The organism is Scytonema sp. HK-05, assembly GCF_963872035.1.
Taxonomy (GTDB): Bacteria; Cyanobacteriota; Cyanobacteriia; order Cyanobacteriales; family Nostocaceae; genus Kalymmatonema.
In genome coordinates, this window is record NZ_CAWMYC010000034.1 from 1 (window position 1) to 14,904 (window position 14,904).

Here is a 14,904-nt window from a genome sequence, read left to right on the forward strand (position 1 = left end):
ATTACTGCGACTTATTGCATTATACTCCAAAATTCCGTTTTCTAGTAATTAGTCTGCATGGGGTAATTAACGGTGTTAAATTTATAGCCATTTCTCACAAGCAAAGTAAACTAGAGAAATTTAAGCGATCGTGGTGCAACACCGTTATATGTTTTTCAAGTTCAATCGTGGATTGTTTAAATATGACTTCGTAGATCATCACGCGGTTCTGTGTGTCCCAGTTGATGCGGATGTCAAAGAGATTCGCAAACGCTATCTCAATATCGCCCGTCGCCTGCATCCTGATAGCTGTAAGGCTGCAAGCGATGCTGAGAAACAATTGGCTGGTGAATTGTTGTCTAAGCTAGTGAATCCAGCATACGAGACTCTGTCTCATGAGAAAAAGAGAACGGAATATATTTTAGTTTTGTCGCAAATGGGCAAGCGCTTAGTTCAAGAACCTGCTTCGGTGGAACTTTCTAGCGAAGCGGCGAAACAGCTCGTCAACGCGCCTAATTTCGAGCATATCTATAAGAGTGCGATTGCCAAAATCGCTGAAACTCAATATGACTCATTACAAACAGTACAAGAGACTATTAGCCAAGTCAGCGAGTTGAATTTGGTATATGTCATGCGCAATGCTGGCAAATTATCTGCAGCAGCATCACAGCCACTAACTCAACCACAAATTCCAACGAGTGCGCCAGTCGTCAATAAAACTCCTATAGTTCCACCACCACCAACACAGCAAGAAGATTCAGTTGTCCTTCATTACATCCGTCGCGCCCAAGAGTTGATAGCAAAAAATCAATTGACACAAGCTAGGGTAGAATTACAAGATGCCCTGAAGCTAGAGCCAAATAATAGTCGCTGCCATAGCTTGATCGGGGTGGTCTATTTGAAGCAAAATTTAACCACAACTGCAAAAGTTCACTTTGACCGTGCCTTGCAATTAGACCCTAAAAACCAAGTAGCATTGGAAGGCAAACGCAGAGTTGAACAGATAACAGGGCATAAACCTAGTGGTGCGAAGCATACTGCATCGCCTAACACTAGGGGTGACGGTTTGTTTGGTGGTTTGTTTGGTGGGAAGAAAAAATAATGGTGTATCAATCACCAGTGGGAGCTAGGGATTTATTACCCTTAGATGTGGCTCAAAAACACTGGATCGAAGACAGGTTACAGCAGGTGTTTCATCGTTGGGGATATCACAGAATTATCACCTCAACGCTTGAGCGTATGGATACGCTGATGGCGGGAGGAGCAATTCAACGTTCGGCGGTGATTCAACTGCAAAACGCTGATGATGAAGATTTGGGGCTGCGTCCAGAATTGACAGCCTCTATTGCTCGCACGGCTGTTACACGTATGGCTGGTGTGACATATCCACAACGGCTGTACTACAACGCGAATGTATTCCAAGGGACAAGCGAGTTGAAACACAACCGCCAGCAGGAATTTTATCAAGCTGGGGTGGAGCTGTTGGGCAGTGGCGGTAATTTAGCTGATGCAGAAATTCTGCTGTTGGTGGCAGAGTGCTTGCAAGCATTGGGTTTGAACCAGTGGCATTTGATTTTAGGTGAAGCTCAAATCACGCGATCGCTCCTCAAAGCTTTTCCCGCTCATTTACAAGGAAAAATCCGCAGTGCGATCGCTCACCTTGACCGGGTAACTATAGATACTTTACCGTTGAGCGATGAATTACGAGAACGCGCCATCATCATGCTTGATTTACGCGGAAACCCAGATGATGTGTTGCAAAAAGTTACTAAGCTGGGTTTGGATCAGCCGTTACAAGCCGTCGTAGATAACCTTAAATCTTTAGTAGAATTACTGAAAAAGACAGTAATCAATACAACAGAAAACCAATCAAGAGGCATAGAAATTATCCTCGATCTTAGCCTATTACAAACCTTTGATTACTACACAGGTATTGTATTTGAGGTAATCAGCGATACTGATGGACAGGCGCGGGTTGTTGGGCGGGGTGGTCGCTATGACCAGCTTCTAGGACTTTATCATCCTAAAGGAGAAAACATACCAGGAATTGGTTTTGCATTATTCTTGGAAGATTTACAACAAATTCTCTTGTCTGCTCGGCAGTTACCACAAACTACCCCAGGTAGCAATTGGTTAATTGTACCAGAAACGCCAGATGCGTACGCCGCCGCCTTTGCTTATGCCACAAAACTCCGAGACTCGATCCATCTGGTGCGAGTGGAAATGGATTTGGGGGGACGGGATGCGGATGAAATTCGGCAATACGCAGGCGATCGCCATGTTGCCCAAATTGCTTGGATTAAAGCCGATGGCACAACAATGATTGAATCATTAATCAAATGATAAAGATTCAACCTAACCTGATATAAATGAGATTGACACTCCCCACGGCTAAAAGCCGGGGGATTCTTGGCTCAACGTCGCAACTTGCGTGAGCCTGGCTTGCGCCAAGAAAAGTAGAGGTTCCGACTCCCCAAGCGTTACTTCCCGGATGCCCTCCGGTAGACTTTGCTTTACACAAAATATTGATCGCTGCGTTCACGTCTCGTTGCAATATACATCCACACTTACAAGTGTGTGTACGTGTTGACAATGTCTTTTTCACTATGTCTCCACATCCACTACACTTTTGACTTGTATAGTGAGGTGCAATAGCCACAACTTGAGTCCCAAACTTAATCGCAAAGTATTCTAACCAACGACGAAAAGCCCTCCAAGCCACATCGCTTATTGACTTCGCTAGACGACGATTTCTTACCAGCCCTCTCACATTCAACTCTTCATAGGCGACTAAGGTGTTAGCCTTGCATACGTTACGCGCGATTCTCTTCGCGTGTTCTTCCCGTTGCCTACTTACTTTTAAATGCTTGCGAGCATATCGCCCTCTTGCTTTTCGTCTATTGTTTTTCCCTTTCTCCTTAGAGTAGATGCGTCGTTGAGCGTGTTTGATAGCTTTTTCAGCTTTTCTAAGAAAACGGGGATTCTCCTCATGATACCCATTTGAATCAGAGTAAAAATACTCCAACCCAACGTCTAATCCAACCTCACCATCACCTGTTCTGGGTTCTTGGATTGCATCCACCTTGACGCAGAATTGCACGTAATACCCATCAGCACGACGAACAATCCGAACTCGCTTAATCAACTCTGCAGGGTATGTGTGAATATCCCATTTTCCCAATAATTTGAGTTCACCAATGCCTTTTTTATCCGAAAAGGTGATTTTACGTTTTGTCGGGTGCAGCTTCCATCCTGATGTTTTGTATTCAACAGAGCGAGCATCTTTCTTGAATTGTGGATAACCCTTCAATCCTTGTTTGTTCTTTTTACAATTGTCGAAGAACCGTGAAATTGCGCGTTCTACATTTTCAACAGATGCTTGGCACGCATGACTATTCAAGTCTTTAACAAATCCGTATTCAGCACGTAGGGCAGTGTTGTACTGGTAAAGCTCTTTCTTCCCAATACCACGATTATCCATCCAGTAACGCAGGACTTTGTTACGTACAAATTGACTTGTACGAATAGCTTCGTCTATTGCCGTTGATTGGGATTTTTTAACTACAGCTTTGTATTCCAGTACCAACACTCTTGAATCACCTCCTTTTATTTGTTAGCTTATATATAGTATATACACAATATCTATAATGACAACCAAGAAAAGATTAAGGGACGTACCCGTTTTACATGATGAGGTAAAAGAAAGGCATCAAATAGTGGTGACGCCTACTGCTTGGGAGAACATGAAACGAGAAGCTAGTAGACGGAAGATTAGTATTAGTGAATTGATAGAAGAGTTTGGACGGGGAATAAATTCCCTCACGGCGTCGCCCATAAATGGAATTTAGGGGCTTGCGCCCTTCGACTTTCGGTCAAAAAAATTGGCAGTACAAAAATAATGCACAAAAATGCTTAAGTTAGAGGTTAACTGGCTAAATTTACCTGTTGCAGACAACGAAAAAATCACAGAATGTAATTGTTCCTGAGCAATGCAAATGTCGAGTGACAACTCGTTACCTGACAGGAACATTGAAACGATGACCTTCTGTTGAATTTGACTCTACTTAAATATAAGGAGAAAAATATGTCTGCTAATGTTCAAACCTCTCAATCACTGCCAACTCTGCAATCTGGTAATACAGGTGAAGCAGTTAGATATCTGCAACGAATTTTGAATTGTCTAAGCTACGGTCCTGTTGCCACTGATGCTAACTTTGGTCCACAAACTGAAACTGCTGTTAAGAACTTCCAATCTAATTATCCACCATTGGCTGTGGATGGAGTTGTAGGTTCACAAACCTGGTGGCAAATTGTACGTGTATTTGCAGATTCCTCCTTCTGCAATAATTCTGCAAAATAAATAAAATTCCGCACTGAAAGCAAGGCATCTTGCAGTTTTCTACAAACATCTCGGTGCAATGCCTAGAACATCGATTGACTAATTCCAAAAACCCGGTTTCTTTTAGTTGAGGCAACGAAATCTCGGTTTTAGCTTCACAAAAACCGGGTTTTTTCATCACAATTTTGAATAGTGAATCGGTGTTCTACATTCACAGTTGCCCGCCCCTGATCCCTCATCTCCCTTGTCTATTCAACAATTGTTATGTTTGAACACAAGTCCGTATAACTCTTTATTATGCGGCTTAAAATTTAGTTTTTTTCTTGATACATTTTATGAAATACGAAATGTTAAATCTACAAAAATATTACTCTTTTTATACACATGCAATGGTGAGGTTGTGATGCAACCCTTGTTTTCTATTTTCCCGCTACGAATTGTTGCTGAATTGTATTGGATTCAGCCTGCTTTAAAGTGCGGGCACCACCGCTTTCCCGGCGAGTTGGAACTCCTCGGTTAGTCGGTATTCGAGCTTGCACCCTATCCTGTTTAAGAGTTTTGACTGTTCGAGGTGCATTTTCTTGTAACAGCAATAGATTATGCGTGTCTGCATACTTAGCTGATACAGTGAGTATTCCTACGATTAATGAAGCTATGAGATATTGCGATTTCATTTTTTTCTTCCTTAGAACAACTGTTCGTAATACAACTTCACCGCTATATATGTGTTTTTCTGACGAGATGATATACAGTTTTACTGAAACAGCAGTAAATAATATCAATTTCAGGGAGCTATGGCGGTTTTGATTTGCGGACTGACTGTCGAACACATTACCCCTAGGTGAATGTGGTATTCTATCTATCTATAGTGGCGGGGGCTGGTTTGTATGCATCACTATCAGGGATTGAAATAACCTGACCCTCGCTGAGTCCCTGAGACCTGCAGGCACGCTGAGCACAAAACGTGTCGCAGGCATACGCGACGAACGCAAAACCGTCACAACATATCTTTTTGTTTGAAACTCATTCTTCTGTCTATTCTTTTACAGTTTTTGTAAATTATTATTAACTTGTTCTTATTGTAATTATTTTATTAAGTATTTTAACTTCATTAAGTATACTTCAAAAGAGCAAAGACAAAATAAAAATATATTTTTAAGTAATACTTAAATCAGTTATCAGTTATCAGTTATCAGTTATCAGTTCTGACGGCGTATGGTGGGGGATAAAGAAGCGCCACCAACGCCTGACACGCTCTTGGTGGGGGACGCGCGACCACTCGTATTTAACTGATAACTGCGTAGGTAGCTGTTCACTGTTAAATAAAGTAATGGCATAGATATAAAACATTGTAAATGTTATTGAGTAACATTTATTTGATAGAAATGCTTATAATGATGACGATTTTGACAAAGTATTAAGTAAAAATCATTGAAAGATTGAATATGTTATTTATTGACAAAAATAAAAACTAAAAGGCGTTAAAACATTGATGAACACTAGTAATAAAGAAACACCATGTTGGAATCTCCAAAAACGTCAAATTCTTCAGCCTTGGGAGCTAGAGATTCTAGTGCGTTAAATATTAAAAACGCAAATACTTTTGAGAACAATGGTGATTTAAATACTTTGAGTTTAAACGGCTCCTCACAATCATCATTAGGTGGAGATGACTTTTCTGAGGCTGCAATAACCCCTAGTCTTAAGAATCCTAATCCCATATTTACTAGTGCAGCGATATATACCGATTTCAATGGGGATGGCAAGAACGACAAGTTATGGCGTAACTCTCAAACTGGTGAAACTGCTATCTGGCTGATGGATGGCACAAATGTTGCCTCTGAGGCGGCTTTGAAGACAATGAGTGCAGATTGGGACTTTAAAATTGCCGATTTCAACGGTGATAACAAAACTGACATCATCTGGCGTAATAAGACAACCGGTGAGAACCAGATTTGGTTGATGGACGGCACCACAGTGACCTCTGAAGCATCTCTAACAACAGTCAGTCCAGACTGGACTTTCAGCGTTGCTGATTTCAATGCTGACCGCAAAACCGACCTTTTCTGGCGTAATCAGACAACGGGTGAGAATGCGGCATGGGTGATGGATGGTACACAGGTCCTCGCTTCGTCTTTTTTGCAAACGGTTGACGGAAACTGGACAGCTAATGTTGTTGATTTCAACCGTGATGGTAAGACTGACATCTTCTGGCGCAACACCACAACAGGTGAAAACGCTGTTTCGTTGGTCGATGGTACCAACGCTTCTACAACTGCGTTGCCAACCCTTGGCACAGAATGGGAAGCTAGTTTCGGAGATTTCAACGTCGATTATCAAACCGACATTCTCTGGCGTAATAAGACAACGGGTGAGAACGCCGTCTGGCTGATGAATGGCTCAAATGTTGCTTCTCAGACTGCCTTGCCTACACTCGGTGCTGGCTGGACATCTAGTGTTGGCGATTTTGACGGCAATGGCACAACAGACCTTCTATGGTACAACCAGCAAACAGGTGAGAGCAAGGTTTGGATCATGGATGGTGCAAACGTTACCAGTGACACTGCTCTACCGACGCAAAGCCAAGCCTGGAAACCAAGCATTAGCGATGTTGACGGCGATGGCAAGACCGACATCTTCTTCCGCAATTACGAAACAGGCGAGAATAAGGTTTGGCAGATGAATGGATCTACCCCCACTGAAACTGCTCTACCGACGTTAGCTAAGGAGTGGTATACTTTCTAAAATTTTTGAAGAATTCGCAATTCTTAATTCGTTATTGAGTTGATAATTACGAGTTATCAATTGCGAATTAGTTTGGATTTCACTTCATTAATAGACGGTGATTCGCCGGGAATTATCTCGGCGATTTTTTATAAGAGTTATTTATATAGCAATACTGTGTACAGAAACAAGAACCCCGACTCCTTAAAGAAGTCGGGGTTCTGAAGAAAGAATATGTCATGTGAAAAACATATTTGTGATTGTTCAATGCAGCTTAGAAAAAATAACAAAAAATAGCAGATGTTATGTCTTAACAGAAACAGTGCAAAAAAACAGTTAAAAAAATGATGAACACTAGTCATAAACAAACATCATGTTTCCATCTGAAACCTTGAACTCTTCTACAAGTACTAGTGCATTTCAATCTGTCCCAATCTCCGATAGTTTTAGAGACACGGATGATTTCAATTCTGCTTTGAGTCTTGAACGTTCTTCCCAATCACTACTAGATGGATCGATGGGAGAAACAGTAGAGACTGCAAAAAATCCCAATCCCAATTCCTTGTTTAGTAATGCGGCAATTGTTGCCGATTTTAACGGTGATGGCAAAACAGACAAATTCTGGCGTAACTCTCAAACAGGTGAAACTGCCGTTTGGCTGATGGATGGCTCAAAAGCGACAACAGAATTTTTGCCGAATCTAGACTCATCTTGGGATTTTGCTTATGCCGATTTCAACCGTGATGGCAAAACTGACTTCTTTTGGCGCAATAAGACAACGGGTGAGAACGCCATTTGGCTCATGGATGGCACAAAAATTGCCTCTGCAGTTTTTTTGGAGAAAATAGATCCATCCTGGACTTTTAGCATTGCTGATTTTAATGGCGATGGCAGGAGCGATATTTTCTGGCGCAATCAGACAACCGGTGAGAACGCCACTTGGTTGATGGATAGCACAAAAGTGACCACAGCGGCTTTCCTGTCCAAAACTGACTCATCTTGGTCTTACAGTATTGTTGATTTCGATGGCAATGGCAAAAGCGACATCTTTTGGCGAAATCAGACAACGGGAGAGAACGCCATTTGGTTTATTAATGGTACTGACTCATCAGAGTATTCTCTGAGGGAACTTGATCCGTCTTGGAATTATAGCGTTGGTGATTTCAACGGGGATGGTAGGACTGACCTTCTCTGGCACAATACTCTAACCGATGAGAATACTGTTTGGCAGATGAATGGTATTTTCATCAATTCGGGTTCTCTAGAAAAACGTGACTCTTCTTGGAAATCTAACATTGGCGATTTCAACGGCGATGGCAAAACAGATATCTTCTGGCACAACACTCAAACTGGTGAAAACACTGCCTGGTTGATGGATGGCACATCAATTGATACTGCGGCTTTTCTGCCCCCAACTGATTCATCTTGGCAACCCAGCTTTGGCGATTACAATGGTGATGGCAAGACTGATATCTTCTGGCGCAGATACGACACTGGTGAGAATCTTATTTGGCAGATGAATGGTACCACTGTGTCTGGATCTTCTTCTGTGCAAACAGTTCCCGTGGAGTGGAATGCTTATTAGAAATTTGTGGTGATGGAGATGAGAAACAACAAGAACGCAGATGATAACTCTATCATCTGCGTGCGTGTTTCTTTTTTATTCGTTGCGGCTGCTACTGAAACTCAGCGCCTTCTTGCACTAGTTCATGTCAGCTTTTTATCCTGTCTTCTAAAGCTTCTCGTGCGTGTTCTCGGTCGTCAAAATGGATTTTTTCAGTTCCGAGAATTTGGTAGTCTTCGTGACCTTTGCCTGCAAGCAAAATGCCGTCTCCAGGTTGCGCTTGCAATATGGCAGTACGAATGGCGGTAGCGCGATCGCAGATCACTATCGGTTTCACTGTTTCTGGAATCCCCGCTAGAATATCCTGCAAAATCCTTTCTGGGTCTTCTGTACGGGGATTGTCTGATGTCACTACGGCAACATCCGCTAATTCAGCAGCGATTCTACCCATTTTCGGGCGTTTCGTGCGATCGCGATCGCCTCCACATCCAAACACGCAAATCATTTTCCCAGGAATAAACGGACGTGAGGCTTTGAGCAAATTCTCCAAACTATCTGGCGTATGAGCATAATCTACAATCACGCTGATGTCTTGCTTAGGATTAATTTGCACCCTTTCCATCCGTCCGGGGACTCCAGGAAACTCTGGTATTGCAGATGCGACTAACTGCAAATCTAACCCTAATTGTAAAACTGCTCCGACTGCTGCCAGTAAATTTTCTAGGTTGTATTGACCAACCAGTGGTGAACGAAAAGCCACCTCACCCTTTGGTGTATGTAGCGTACCGGTGACACCATTCGGCTCGTAATTCAGGTCACTCATCCACAAAGAAGCTGTAGAATCATCAACACTATAACTCCAAACTTTTTCTGGGTTCAAGGATGCAATTAACCGCTTGCCGTATGCATCATCAGCATTAATGATTGCCCGTCCTTTGAGATATTGAGGACTAAATAGCAGTGCTTTTGCAGCAAAGTAATCTTCCATATCGCGGTGGAAGTCTAAATGGTCTTGGGTAAGATTACTAAACACCCCTACCTCAAACTGACAACCCATGACTCGCCCCTGCGCCAAAGCGTGGGAACTCACTTCCATCACCCCGTACTCATTCCCAGCATCCACAGCAGTCTTCAGCTGCTGTTGCAGTTCCACAGCAAACGGTGTTGTGTGAACGGCAGTTTGGACAAAACCGTTCCAACGAGTATAAAGAGTGCCCATCAAAGCCGTGGGCAGATTTGCTAATTTAAGAAAATATTCAACAAGGTGGCTGGTTGTGGTTTTACCATTTGTGCCGGTCACACCCACAAGTTTGAGTTTTTGCCCAGGATAGCCGTAGAAAGTGGCTGCTAATTGGGCACAAGCTTTTGTCATGTCCACAGCAGTAATCACACAAGCTTGTGGTGTGGGAGGATGTTTCTGTGCTGCTTCCGGAGAAATAATCGCAGCGACAGCACCAGAGGCGATCGCACTTTGCCAAAAGTCCCCACCATCAACTCGCGTTCCTGGCATCCCAATAAACAAATCTCCTGGAACGCAAGCATGAGAATTCGTCTTCAAACCCTTTATTTCTGTATCCACAGCTGGATGTTGTGGTAACTGCACAACACCATCTACACTCGCCAGTAACTCCCGCAGTTTCATCTTGTGAACCTCGTCACACGTTTTGATTGCGCCTATTCTGCACTATGTTTTCTATTTCTACAAATACTTTCAGATTACAGAAAACCTATCTGTAAACTCTAACACTTATAGCAATAACTACTAAACCGACACTGAGGCGAATATCTCAATGCACAAGCCTCACACTTGCGCTGTACCTTCCATACAAATGACTGTTGACTTTACTTAATTTTCTTATCATCTTGATCTAATCTTAATAAATATGGTAGTAAGGTTTGGTATTATTTGGTGTCTTCTTATCTAAGAGAGAGTTCGTAAGTGAGTTACTACAACTTTAATGACCATTTCTGGTCCCCAGAGACAGTTTGTAGTCAATCAGCACTGCCAAAATCAAATAAAAAAAGTGCTCGGAGCAAAACACTGACAAGTATTTTGACTTTAGTGTGTATTGCTGTTTGGACGCCACTGCTACTCCAGCTCGTAGTTCCGGGCGTAAAGAAAAATCAGGAAACCATTTATTTAGAGACTAGTAAGCCCGATAGCAATCAGCTTGTGTTTCAGCGTGAGCGCGTTCTTTTCTATCTACACAGCAGCGATAGATAATCAATAGCTTCTGGTTTGGTGGGAATGAAGGTTGTTGATATCTCATGTTGCCACTCATTTATCAGCGCAGGGCAATGGCACGGAGTGCCCGCATAATTGCGAACGCCCATCGCGTTCGCGAGTGCGTGTCCCGAAGGGACTCACGCGAGTGCGTGTCCGTTCGGCGAAGCCGTGCCGCACCGCGAGGGACTCACTGGGCGCTCTGCGCCATCGCCCTGTTGTAACCAAGAGTGTCTGCTAGAACAAATGCGATTGCACTGCATTTGCGTAGCGCCCTTTTGACTAAAGCACTTGCAAGGCACCAAACTTAGAGAGAATAGCACTTTATAAAGGCTTAGAAATATATGGAAATCTTTACAAGTAAACAAACACTCACAGATAGAACTATCGTTTAGTTAATATGTATTAAGCTGTACTGCGATCGCGCATACCTGGAGTAGTTAGCGATAAATAGCAACTATCGTTTGCTGTGTAAGTGCTGCCTGAGGATATGCCTGACGAATCGATGCAAACCGACGCCCGATTAAAGAAATTCAACAAATTCTCTAACGCCGGGCAGGTCATCCCTAAGGAGGAACTCAACGTGTTCAAGCAAATTCTCACAGGTAGCTATATTTTCGTTTTTTTGCTTGCTAGCAGCCTGTCAGCTCATGCACAAGTACCAAAACCTGCATCTCCATCTGCATCTCCATCTGCATCTCCACCTGCATCTCCATCCTCTCAACCTCAAGTTCCAGCAACATCCCAGACCAAAGTTAATCCAGATGAACTTCAAAAATTTGCACGCTCTTTAAAACAGTTGCTAGTGATTGAACAAGGGGCAAATCAGCAGATAGTGCAGCTCATTGGTCAGTCTGGTCTGAGCCAACCACGCTTTTTGGAAATATATAAGGCACAGCGAACTCCTTCAGCTCAGCCAACAAAAGCAGTGACCTCACAAGAAAAGCAGCAATTTGATAAGGCTTTCACAAGTCTTAGGTCAATTCAGCAAGAAGCTAACACAAAGATGCAGCAAGTCCTCCAAAAAGAAGGGCTAAATCCAGAAAGCTTCAATAAAATTGAAGCAGCAGTCAGACAAGATCCGGCGCTTCAGCAAAAAGTGCGGGAGATTATTCAAAGCTAGTCTTGAAGCTCACGCCAGCATGAGCAACATTTTAGACGTAGCAGGTGCGATTGCCGTAAGCGATCGCCCTGCTACCATTGCTCCTAAAACTTCGGTAATATCATCTTAGTCAGTACTGCTTATTACCTGTCTTGCGTCAATTATGAATAACGAGGTTGTTCTTTTTCTCATTAGCGCTAGTGTTGTCATCCTCTACCTCATCTTCTCTGCATTAACTGAAATGGGCACAAAGCTACCTTGGAAAAAATAGCAGCTAGTGACTCAAATTTTCAGCAATAGAAGAGTGTGCTTTTTATGTCATCCATCATCAGGCTTGCTACTGAACCAGATGCTGAGCAAGTTCTGCGAATTTACGCCCCCTTTTGCGGGGATTCACCCGTGTCTTTTGAGGTTCAACCACCAACCCTAGATGAAATGCAGCAGCGCATTGCAAAGGTTCTACAGAAGTTGCCCTGGCTGGTGTGCGAGCGTAATGGAGAAGTTCTAGGATTTGTTTATGCAGCACCTCATCGAGACCGAACTGCCTATCAATGGGCTGTTGATGTATCCGTTTACATCCATCAAGCAGTGCGTTGTTCAGGTATTGGGCGAGCTTTATACACCTCGCTGTTTAAAATTTTGGTGCTTCAAGGTTATTACAGCGCCTATGCAGGTGTTACGCTCCCAAACAAAGGTAGTGAAAGGCTCCATGAAGTGATGGGGTTTCAGCCGATTGGGGTATATCGAGGTGTAGGATACAAGTGTGGTGCGTGGCACGATGTAGCATGGTTTGAGCTATCTTTGCAAACGCGAGTCCCCAATCCCAAGCCTCCCATCAACATCAACGCATTACGCCATACCTTGGAATTAGAATGCGCCTTGGCAAGTGGAGTACCTTTCCTCAAGCTTGCTGTCGATTGAGCAACGATGAAGCGATTCGCCCTTAAGGAGCAGCGAAACTTTAGATTGGGCGTTATCCTAGGGGATATAGCTTGATAAATCGTTAACGCGCGGTCAAAGCCATGAAAGTCTTAGGGCTAGTCTTACCTACCCTGCTTTTACTGACCACACCTGTTATGGCAGTTGAGTATCAGGGAAAGAATATTGATGGCACAAACCTAGCTGCAAAAGCTTACTATGCTGCAACTGGTGGAGTTTACAACGTTCAGGTACGCTTCAAGCAGAATCGAGCGACAATCTACTTTGATGGTGGATACCAAACTACTATACAGTTGCAGCATCGAGTTCTAACCGATCCAAGCAATATTCAAGGTTTTGGAAGACTGGGACAAATTCCTGTAAATAGGGTATTCAGTATTGGATTGATTTATGACAACAGTTTCGTAGGCGAAACTCAACCGTCTAAGCCGCCTCTCGAAGGCTTGTGGAGAATTAGCTTGGATGAAGAGGATTTTAACAACTTCATCCAAAAGGGGCAGAGTAAGTTCTGAGTTCTGGCGATCGCCCAAACAACACTAGCAAAGCGAATCATCCGGTTCCATTAACCAGAAGTGGGGTTAAAAGCTTGACCCAAGGATACGTCTTCATAAATATCAGCTAGGGAACAAGAAAAATTCACGCTGGCTAACTGTAATTCTTGATTTCCTCTATAGCTGTAAAGAACCCATCTTCCCTCAGAATTGCGACGAAAACAATCAACTCGCTGGCGGCTTTGACTTACTAAAACATATTCCTGTAAAGTTTCTAATTCTTGATAGTCACTAAATTTATCGCCTCGGTCAAAAGCTTCAGTAGAAGGAGATAGAACTTCAACAATTAAGCAAGGATAGCGTTTGAAATATTCAAACTTTGTATCCCTTTGGTCACAACTAATCATGATATCAGGATAATAAAAAATATTCAGGGATTCGATGCGGGCTTTCATATCTGTAGCGTACAAGCGACACCCACTTCCGCGAATATGATTTCTGAGGAGGGCAATCAAATTTGTTGTCATTGTCACATGGGCATCGCTTGCGCCCGACATTCCATAGATTTGCCCTTGAATATATTCGTGTTTGATAAAGCTAGATTTTTCCGCTTCTAGGTAGTCTTCTGGGGAAAGATAGGGGTGAGATTGGCTAAGAGTCATATCAGAAAATATTATATTTATTCCTAATCGTAGTCCAGTCCCTTGATTTGGAATTCTAGAATACGCTTTCGCCTTTATGCGAGGCTTTGCCCATCAAAGGAGCGTGAGCAACGGATGATGGCGGTGTTGGAGAAGCTAGCACATCTTATGGGGTAATCAGCTCAACATTCGGGAAGTAGGTACGGTATCGCCTTACGTCTCGGGTTAGAAGAGGTAATTCAGCAATGGCGGCATGAGCACCGATATAGAAGTCAGGTAGCGGCGATCGCCGTTCGCCCCCCCGCCGACGATACTCAAGGAAGCGTTGCCCCGCTAGAAATGCTGCGCTGTAGGGCAATGAATCGCGACGAAAAAACTCGGGAGGAAGAACCGCTTCCAACGCTTCAATCTGGTTGAAGCCAACAGAGACTTCCGCGTAGATGATTGGGTTAATGACTAAAGTTCCCTGGTTAGCATATTCTGCCAGCGTTTGAGCAGACCATTCAAACCATTGAGGATCTTCCGTGAGAACGTCTAGAATGACGTTACTATCTACCAATACGTCAGTCGTCACTCGTCTCCTCGGGTAAGCTGCAAAATCTCATCAGTTCCTAGATTACTAGTTGCTTTACCGCGCATCATTTGAATGAGAGAACTTCCTCGCTCAGAAGGCGGCTTTTTACGAAGCACAAGAGTATCACCCATTACCTCAAGCTGGATTTCTGTGCCGGAGAGGAGTCCGAGTTGTTCTCGAATGTCGGGAGGGATGGTGATTTGTCCTTCTGCATTGATTTGCATAGCGCTCACAATATATGTATGAGAATTTGACACTCCCCGCGCCTTTAGGCGCGGGGATTCTTGGTTCACAGGCAGAACTTGCTCAGGCAGACTTGCGTCACTC

The 14,904-nt window shown here is 43.4% G+C and carries 16 protein-coding genes; 9 read left to right on the plus strand and 7 right to left on the minus strand.

All coding sequences use genetic code 11. The annotated features are described in order from the left end of the window. The first annotated feature begins 148 nt into the window (after positions 1 to 148). Together AACT52_RS06070 and AACT52_RS06075 are read left to right on the plus strand one after the other, a co-directional pair. Entirely contained in the window at positions 149 to 1,081 is a 933-nt protein-coding gene (locus tag AACT52_RS06070) for a J domain-containing protein (RefSeq protein WP_073636366.1), read from the plus strand. Beyond that, positions 1,081 to 2,322 (plus strand): ATP phosphoribosyltransferase regulatory subunit, encoded by a 1,242-nt coding sequence (locus AACT52_RS06075; protein ID WP_073636367.1) that lies wholly within the window; start codon positions 1,081 to 1,083, stop codon positions 2,320 to 2,322. Before AACT52_RS06070 ends, AACT52_RS06075 begins: the two co-directional genes overlap by 1 nt. Before the next feature lie 7 nt (positions 2,323 to 2,329). Here AACT52_RS06075 and AACT52_RS06080 read toward each other — a convergent pair whose 3' ends face one another. After that, entirely contained in the window at positions 2,330 to 3,568 is a 1,239-nt protein-coding gene (locus tag AACT52_RS06080) for an RNA-guided endonuclease InsQ/TnpB family protein (RefSeq protein ID WP_083630809.1), read from the minus strand. A gap of 58 nt (positions 3,569 to 3,626) precedes the next feature. On the opposite strand from AACT52_RS06080, the gene AACT52_RS06085 reads away from it, so the two are divergent. Then, a complete protein-coding gene (locus tag AACT52_RS06085; RefSeq protein WP_073636368.1) occupies positions 3,627 to 3,827 on the plus strand; it encodes a hypothetical protein in 201 nt (66 codons plus the stop codon). 236 nt (positions 3,828 to 4,063) lie between these two features. Further along, positions 4,064 to 4,339, plus strand: coding sequence for a peptidoglycan-binding domain-containing protein (locus AACT52_RS06090; RefSeq protein WP_073636369.1), 276 nt, complete (start codon positions 4,064 to 4,066; stop codon positions 4,337 to 4,339). A 398-nt stretch (positions 4,340 to 4,737) separates the two neighbouring features. On the opposite strand, the gene AACT52_RS06095 is transcribed toward AACT52_RS06090, so the two are convergent. Then, positions 4,738 to 4,992 carry a hypothetical protein gene (locus AACT52_RS06095; protein WP_073636370.1) on the minus strand — a complete coding sequence of 85 codons (255 nt, stop codon included), beginning with the start codon at positions 4,990 to 4,992 and terminating at the stop codon, positions 4,738 to 4,740. Between the two features lie 844 nt (positions 4,993 to 5,836). Between AACT52_RS06095 and AACT52_RS06100 the strand changes: the two genes are divergently transcribed. Further along, positions 5,837 to 7,063 (plus strand): FG-GAP repeat domain-containing protein, encoded by a 1,227-nt coding sequence (locus tag AACT52_RS06100; protein WP_083630810.1) that lies wholly within the window; start codon positions 5,837 to 5,839, stop codon positions 7,061 to 7,063. Between the two features lie 352 nt (positions 7,064 to 7,415). Beyond that, the gene (locus AACT52_RS06105) at positions 7,416 to 8,627 is read left to right on the plus strand and encodes an FG-GAP repeat domain-containing protein (RefSeq protein ID WP_073636371.1); all 1,212 of its coding nucleotides are present in this window, start codon (positions 7,416 to 7,418) and stop codon (positions 8,625 to 8,627) included. A gap of 127 nt (positions 8,628 to 8,754) precedes the next feature. Here AACT52_RS06105 and AACT52_RS06110 read toward each other — a convergent pair whose 3' ends face one another. Both AACT52_RS06110 and AACT52_RS06115 read right to left on the minus strand, forming a co-directional pair. Beyond that, entirely contained in the window at positions 8,755 to 10,248 is a 1,494-nt protein-coding gene (locus tag AACT52_RS06110) for a UDP-N-acetylmuramoyl-L-alanyl-D-glutamate--2,6-diaminopimelate ligase (protein ID WP_073636372.1), read from the minus strand. A gap of 505 nt (positions 10,249 to 10,753) precedes the next feature. Then, the gene (locus AACT52_RS06115) at positions 10,754 to 10,876 is read right to left on the minus strand and encodes a hypothetical protein (protein ID WP_272937153.1); all 123 of its coding nucleotides are present in this window, start codon (positions 10,874 to 10,876) and stop codon (positions 10,754 to 10,756) included. 444 nt (positions 10,877 to 11,320) lie between these two features. Here AACT52_RS06115 and AACT52_RS06120 point away from each other — a divergent pair, with 444 nt between their 5' ends. From AACT52_RS06120 to AACT52_RS06130, 3 genes are all read left to right on the plus strand, one after another. Continuing rightward, on the plus strand, positions 11,321 to 11,953 hold the full coding sequence (locus AACT52_RS06120; RefSeq protein WP_233154236.1) for a DUF4168 domain-containing protein: 633 nt from the start codon (positions 11,321 to 11,323) through the stop codon (positions 11,951 to 11,953). A gap of 294 nt (positions 11,954 to 12,247) precedes the next feature. Next, positions 12,248 to 12,853 carry a GNAT family N-acetyltransferase gene (locus AACT52_RS06125; protein ID WP_073636374.1) on the plus strand — a complete coding sequence of 202 codons (606 nt, stop codon included), beginning with the start codon at positions 12,248 to 12,250 and terminating at the stop codon, positions 12,851 to 12,853. A gap of 101 nt (positions 12,854 to 12,954) precedes the next feature. Further along, entirely contained in the window at positions 12,955 to 13,383 is a 429-nt protein-coding gene (locus AACT52_RS06130) for a hypothetical protein (protein WP_073636375.1), read from the plus strand. 50 nt (positions 13,384 to 13,433) lie between these two features. On the opposite strand, the gene AACT52_RS06135 is transcribed toward AACT52_RS06130, so the two are convergent. The 3 genes from AACT52_RS06135 to AACT52_RS06145 all read right to left on the minus strand — a co-directional run. Then, positions 13,434 to 14,024 carry a Uma2 family endonuclease gene (locus AACT52_RS06135; protein ID WP_073636376.1) on the minus strand — a complete coding sequence of 197 codons (591 nt, stop codon included), beginning with the start codon at positions 14,022 to 14,024 and terminating at the stop codon, positions 13,434 to 13,436. 145 nt (positions 14,025 to 14,169) lie between these two features. Further along, a complete protein-coding gene (locus AACT52_RS06140) occupies positions 14,170 to 14,577 on the minus strand; it encodes a type II toxin-antitoxin system VapC family toxin (protein WP_073636377.1) in 408 nt (135 codons plus the stop codon). Further along, on the minus strand, positions 14,574 to 14,904 hold a 331-nt coding region (locus AACT52_RS06145; RefSeq protein ID WP_233154237.1), incomplete at its 5' end, for an AbrB/MazE/SpoVT family DNA-binding domain-containing protein. The genes AACT52_RS06145 and AACT52_RS06140, both read right to left, overlap by 4 nt.

Bases quoted from the DNA above. Each gene is read 5' to 3' on its own strand.
- AACT52_RS06070 (WP_073636366.1), top strand. From the start codon at position 149: ATGTTTTTCAAGTTCAATCGTGGATTGTTTAAATATGACTTCGTAGAT.
- AACT52_RS06075 (WP_073636367.1), top strand. From the start codon at position 1,081: ATGGTGTATCAATCACCAGTGGGAGCTAGGGATTTATTACCCTTAGAT.
- AACT52_RS06085 (WP_073636368.1), top strand. From the start codon at position 3,627: ATGACAACCAAGAAAAGATTAAGGGACGTACCCGTTTTACATGATGAG.
- AACT52_RS06090 (WP_073636369.1), top strand. From the start codon at position 4,064: ATGTCTGCTAATGTTCAAACCTCTCAATCACTGCCAACTCTGCAATCT.
- AACT52_RS06095 (WP_073636370.1), bottom strand. From the start codon at position 4,992: ATGAAATCGCAATATCTCATAGCTTCATTAATCGTAGGAATACTCACT.
- AACT52_RS06100 (WP_083630810.1), top strand. From the start codon at position 5,837: ATGTTGGAATCTCCAAAAACGTCAAATTCTTCAGCCTTGGGAGCTAGA.
- AACT52_RS06105 (WP_073636371.1), top strand. From the start codon at position 7,416: ATGTTTCCATCTGAAACCTTGAACTCTTCTACAAGTACTAGTGCATTT.
- AACT52_RS06110 (WP_073636372.1), bottom strand. From the start codon at position 10,248: ATGAAACTGCGGGAGTTACTGGCGAGTGTAGATGGTGTTGTGCAGTTA.
- AACT52_RS06115 (WP_272937153.1), bottom strand. From the start codon at position 10,876: ATGAGATATCAACAACCTTCATTCCCACCAAACCAGAAGCTATTGATT.
- AACT52_RS06120 (WP_233154236.1), top strand. From the start codon at position 11,321: ATGCCTGACGAATCGATGCAAACCGACGCCCGATTAAAGAAATTCAAC.
- AACT52_RS06125 (WP_073636374.1), top strand. From the start codon at position 12,248: ATGTCATCCATCATCAGGCTTGCTACTGAACCAGATGCTGAGCAAGTT.
- AACT52_RS06130 (WP_073636375.1), top strand. From the start codon at position 12,955: ATGAAAGTCTTAGGGCTAGTCTTACCTACCCTGCTTTTACTGACCACA.
- AACT52_RS06135 (WP_073636376.1), bottom strand. From the start codon at position 14,024: ATGACTCTTAGCCAATCTCACCCCTATCTTTCCCCAGAAGACTACCTA.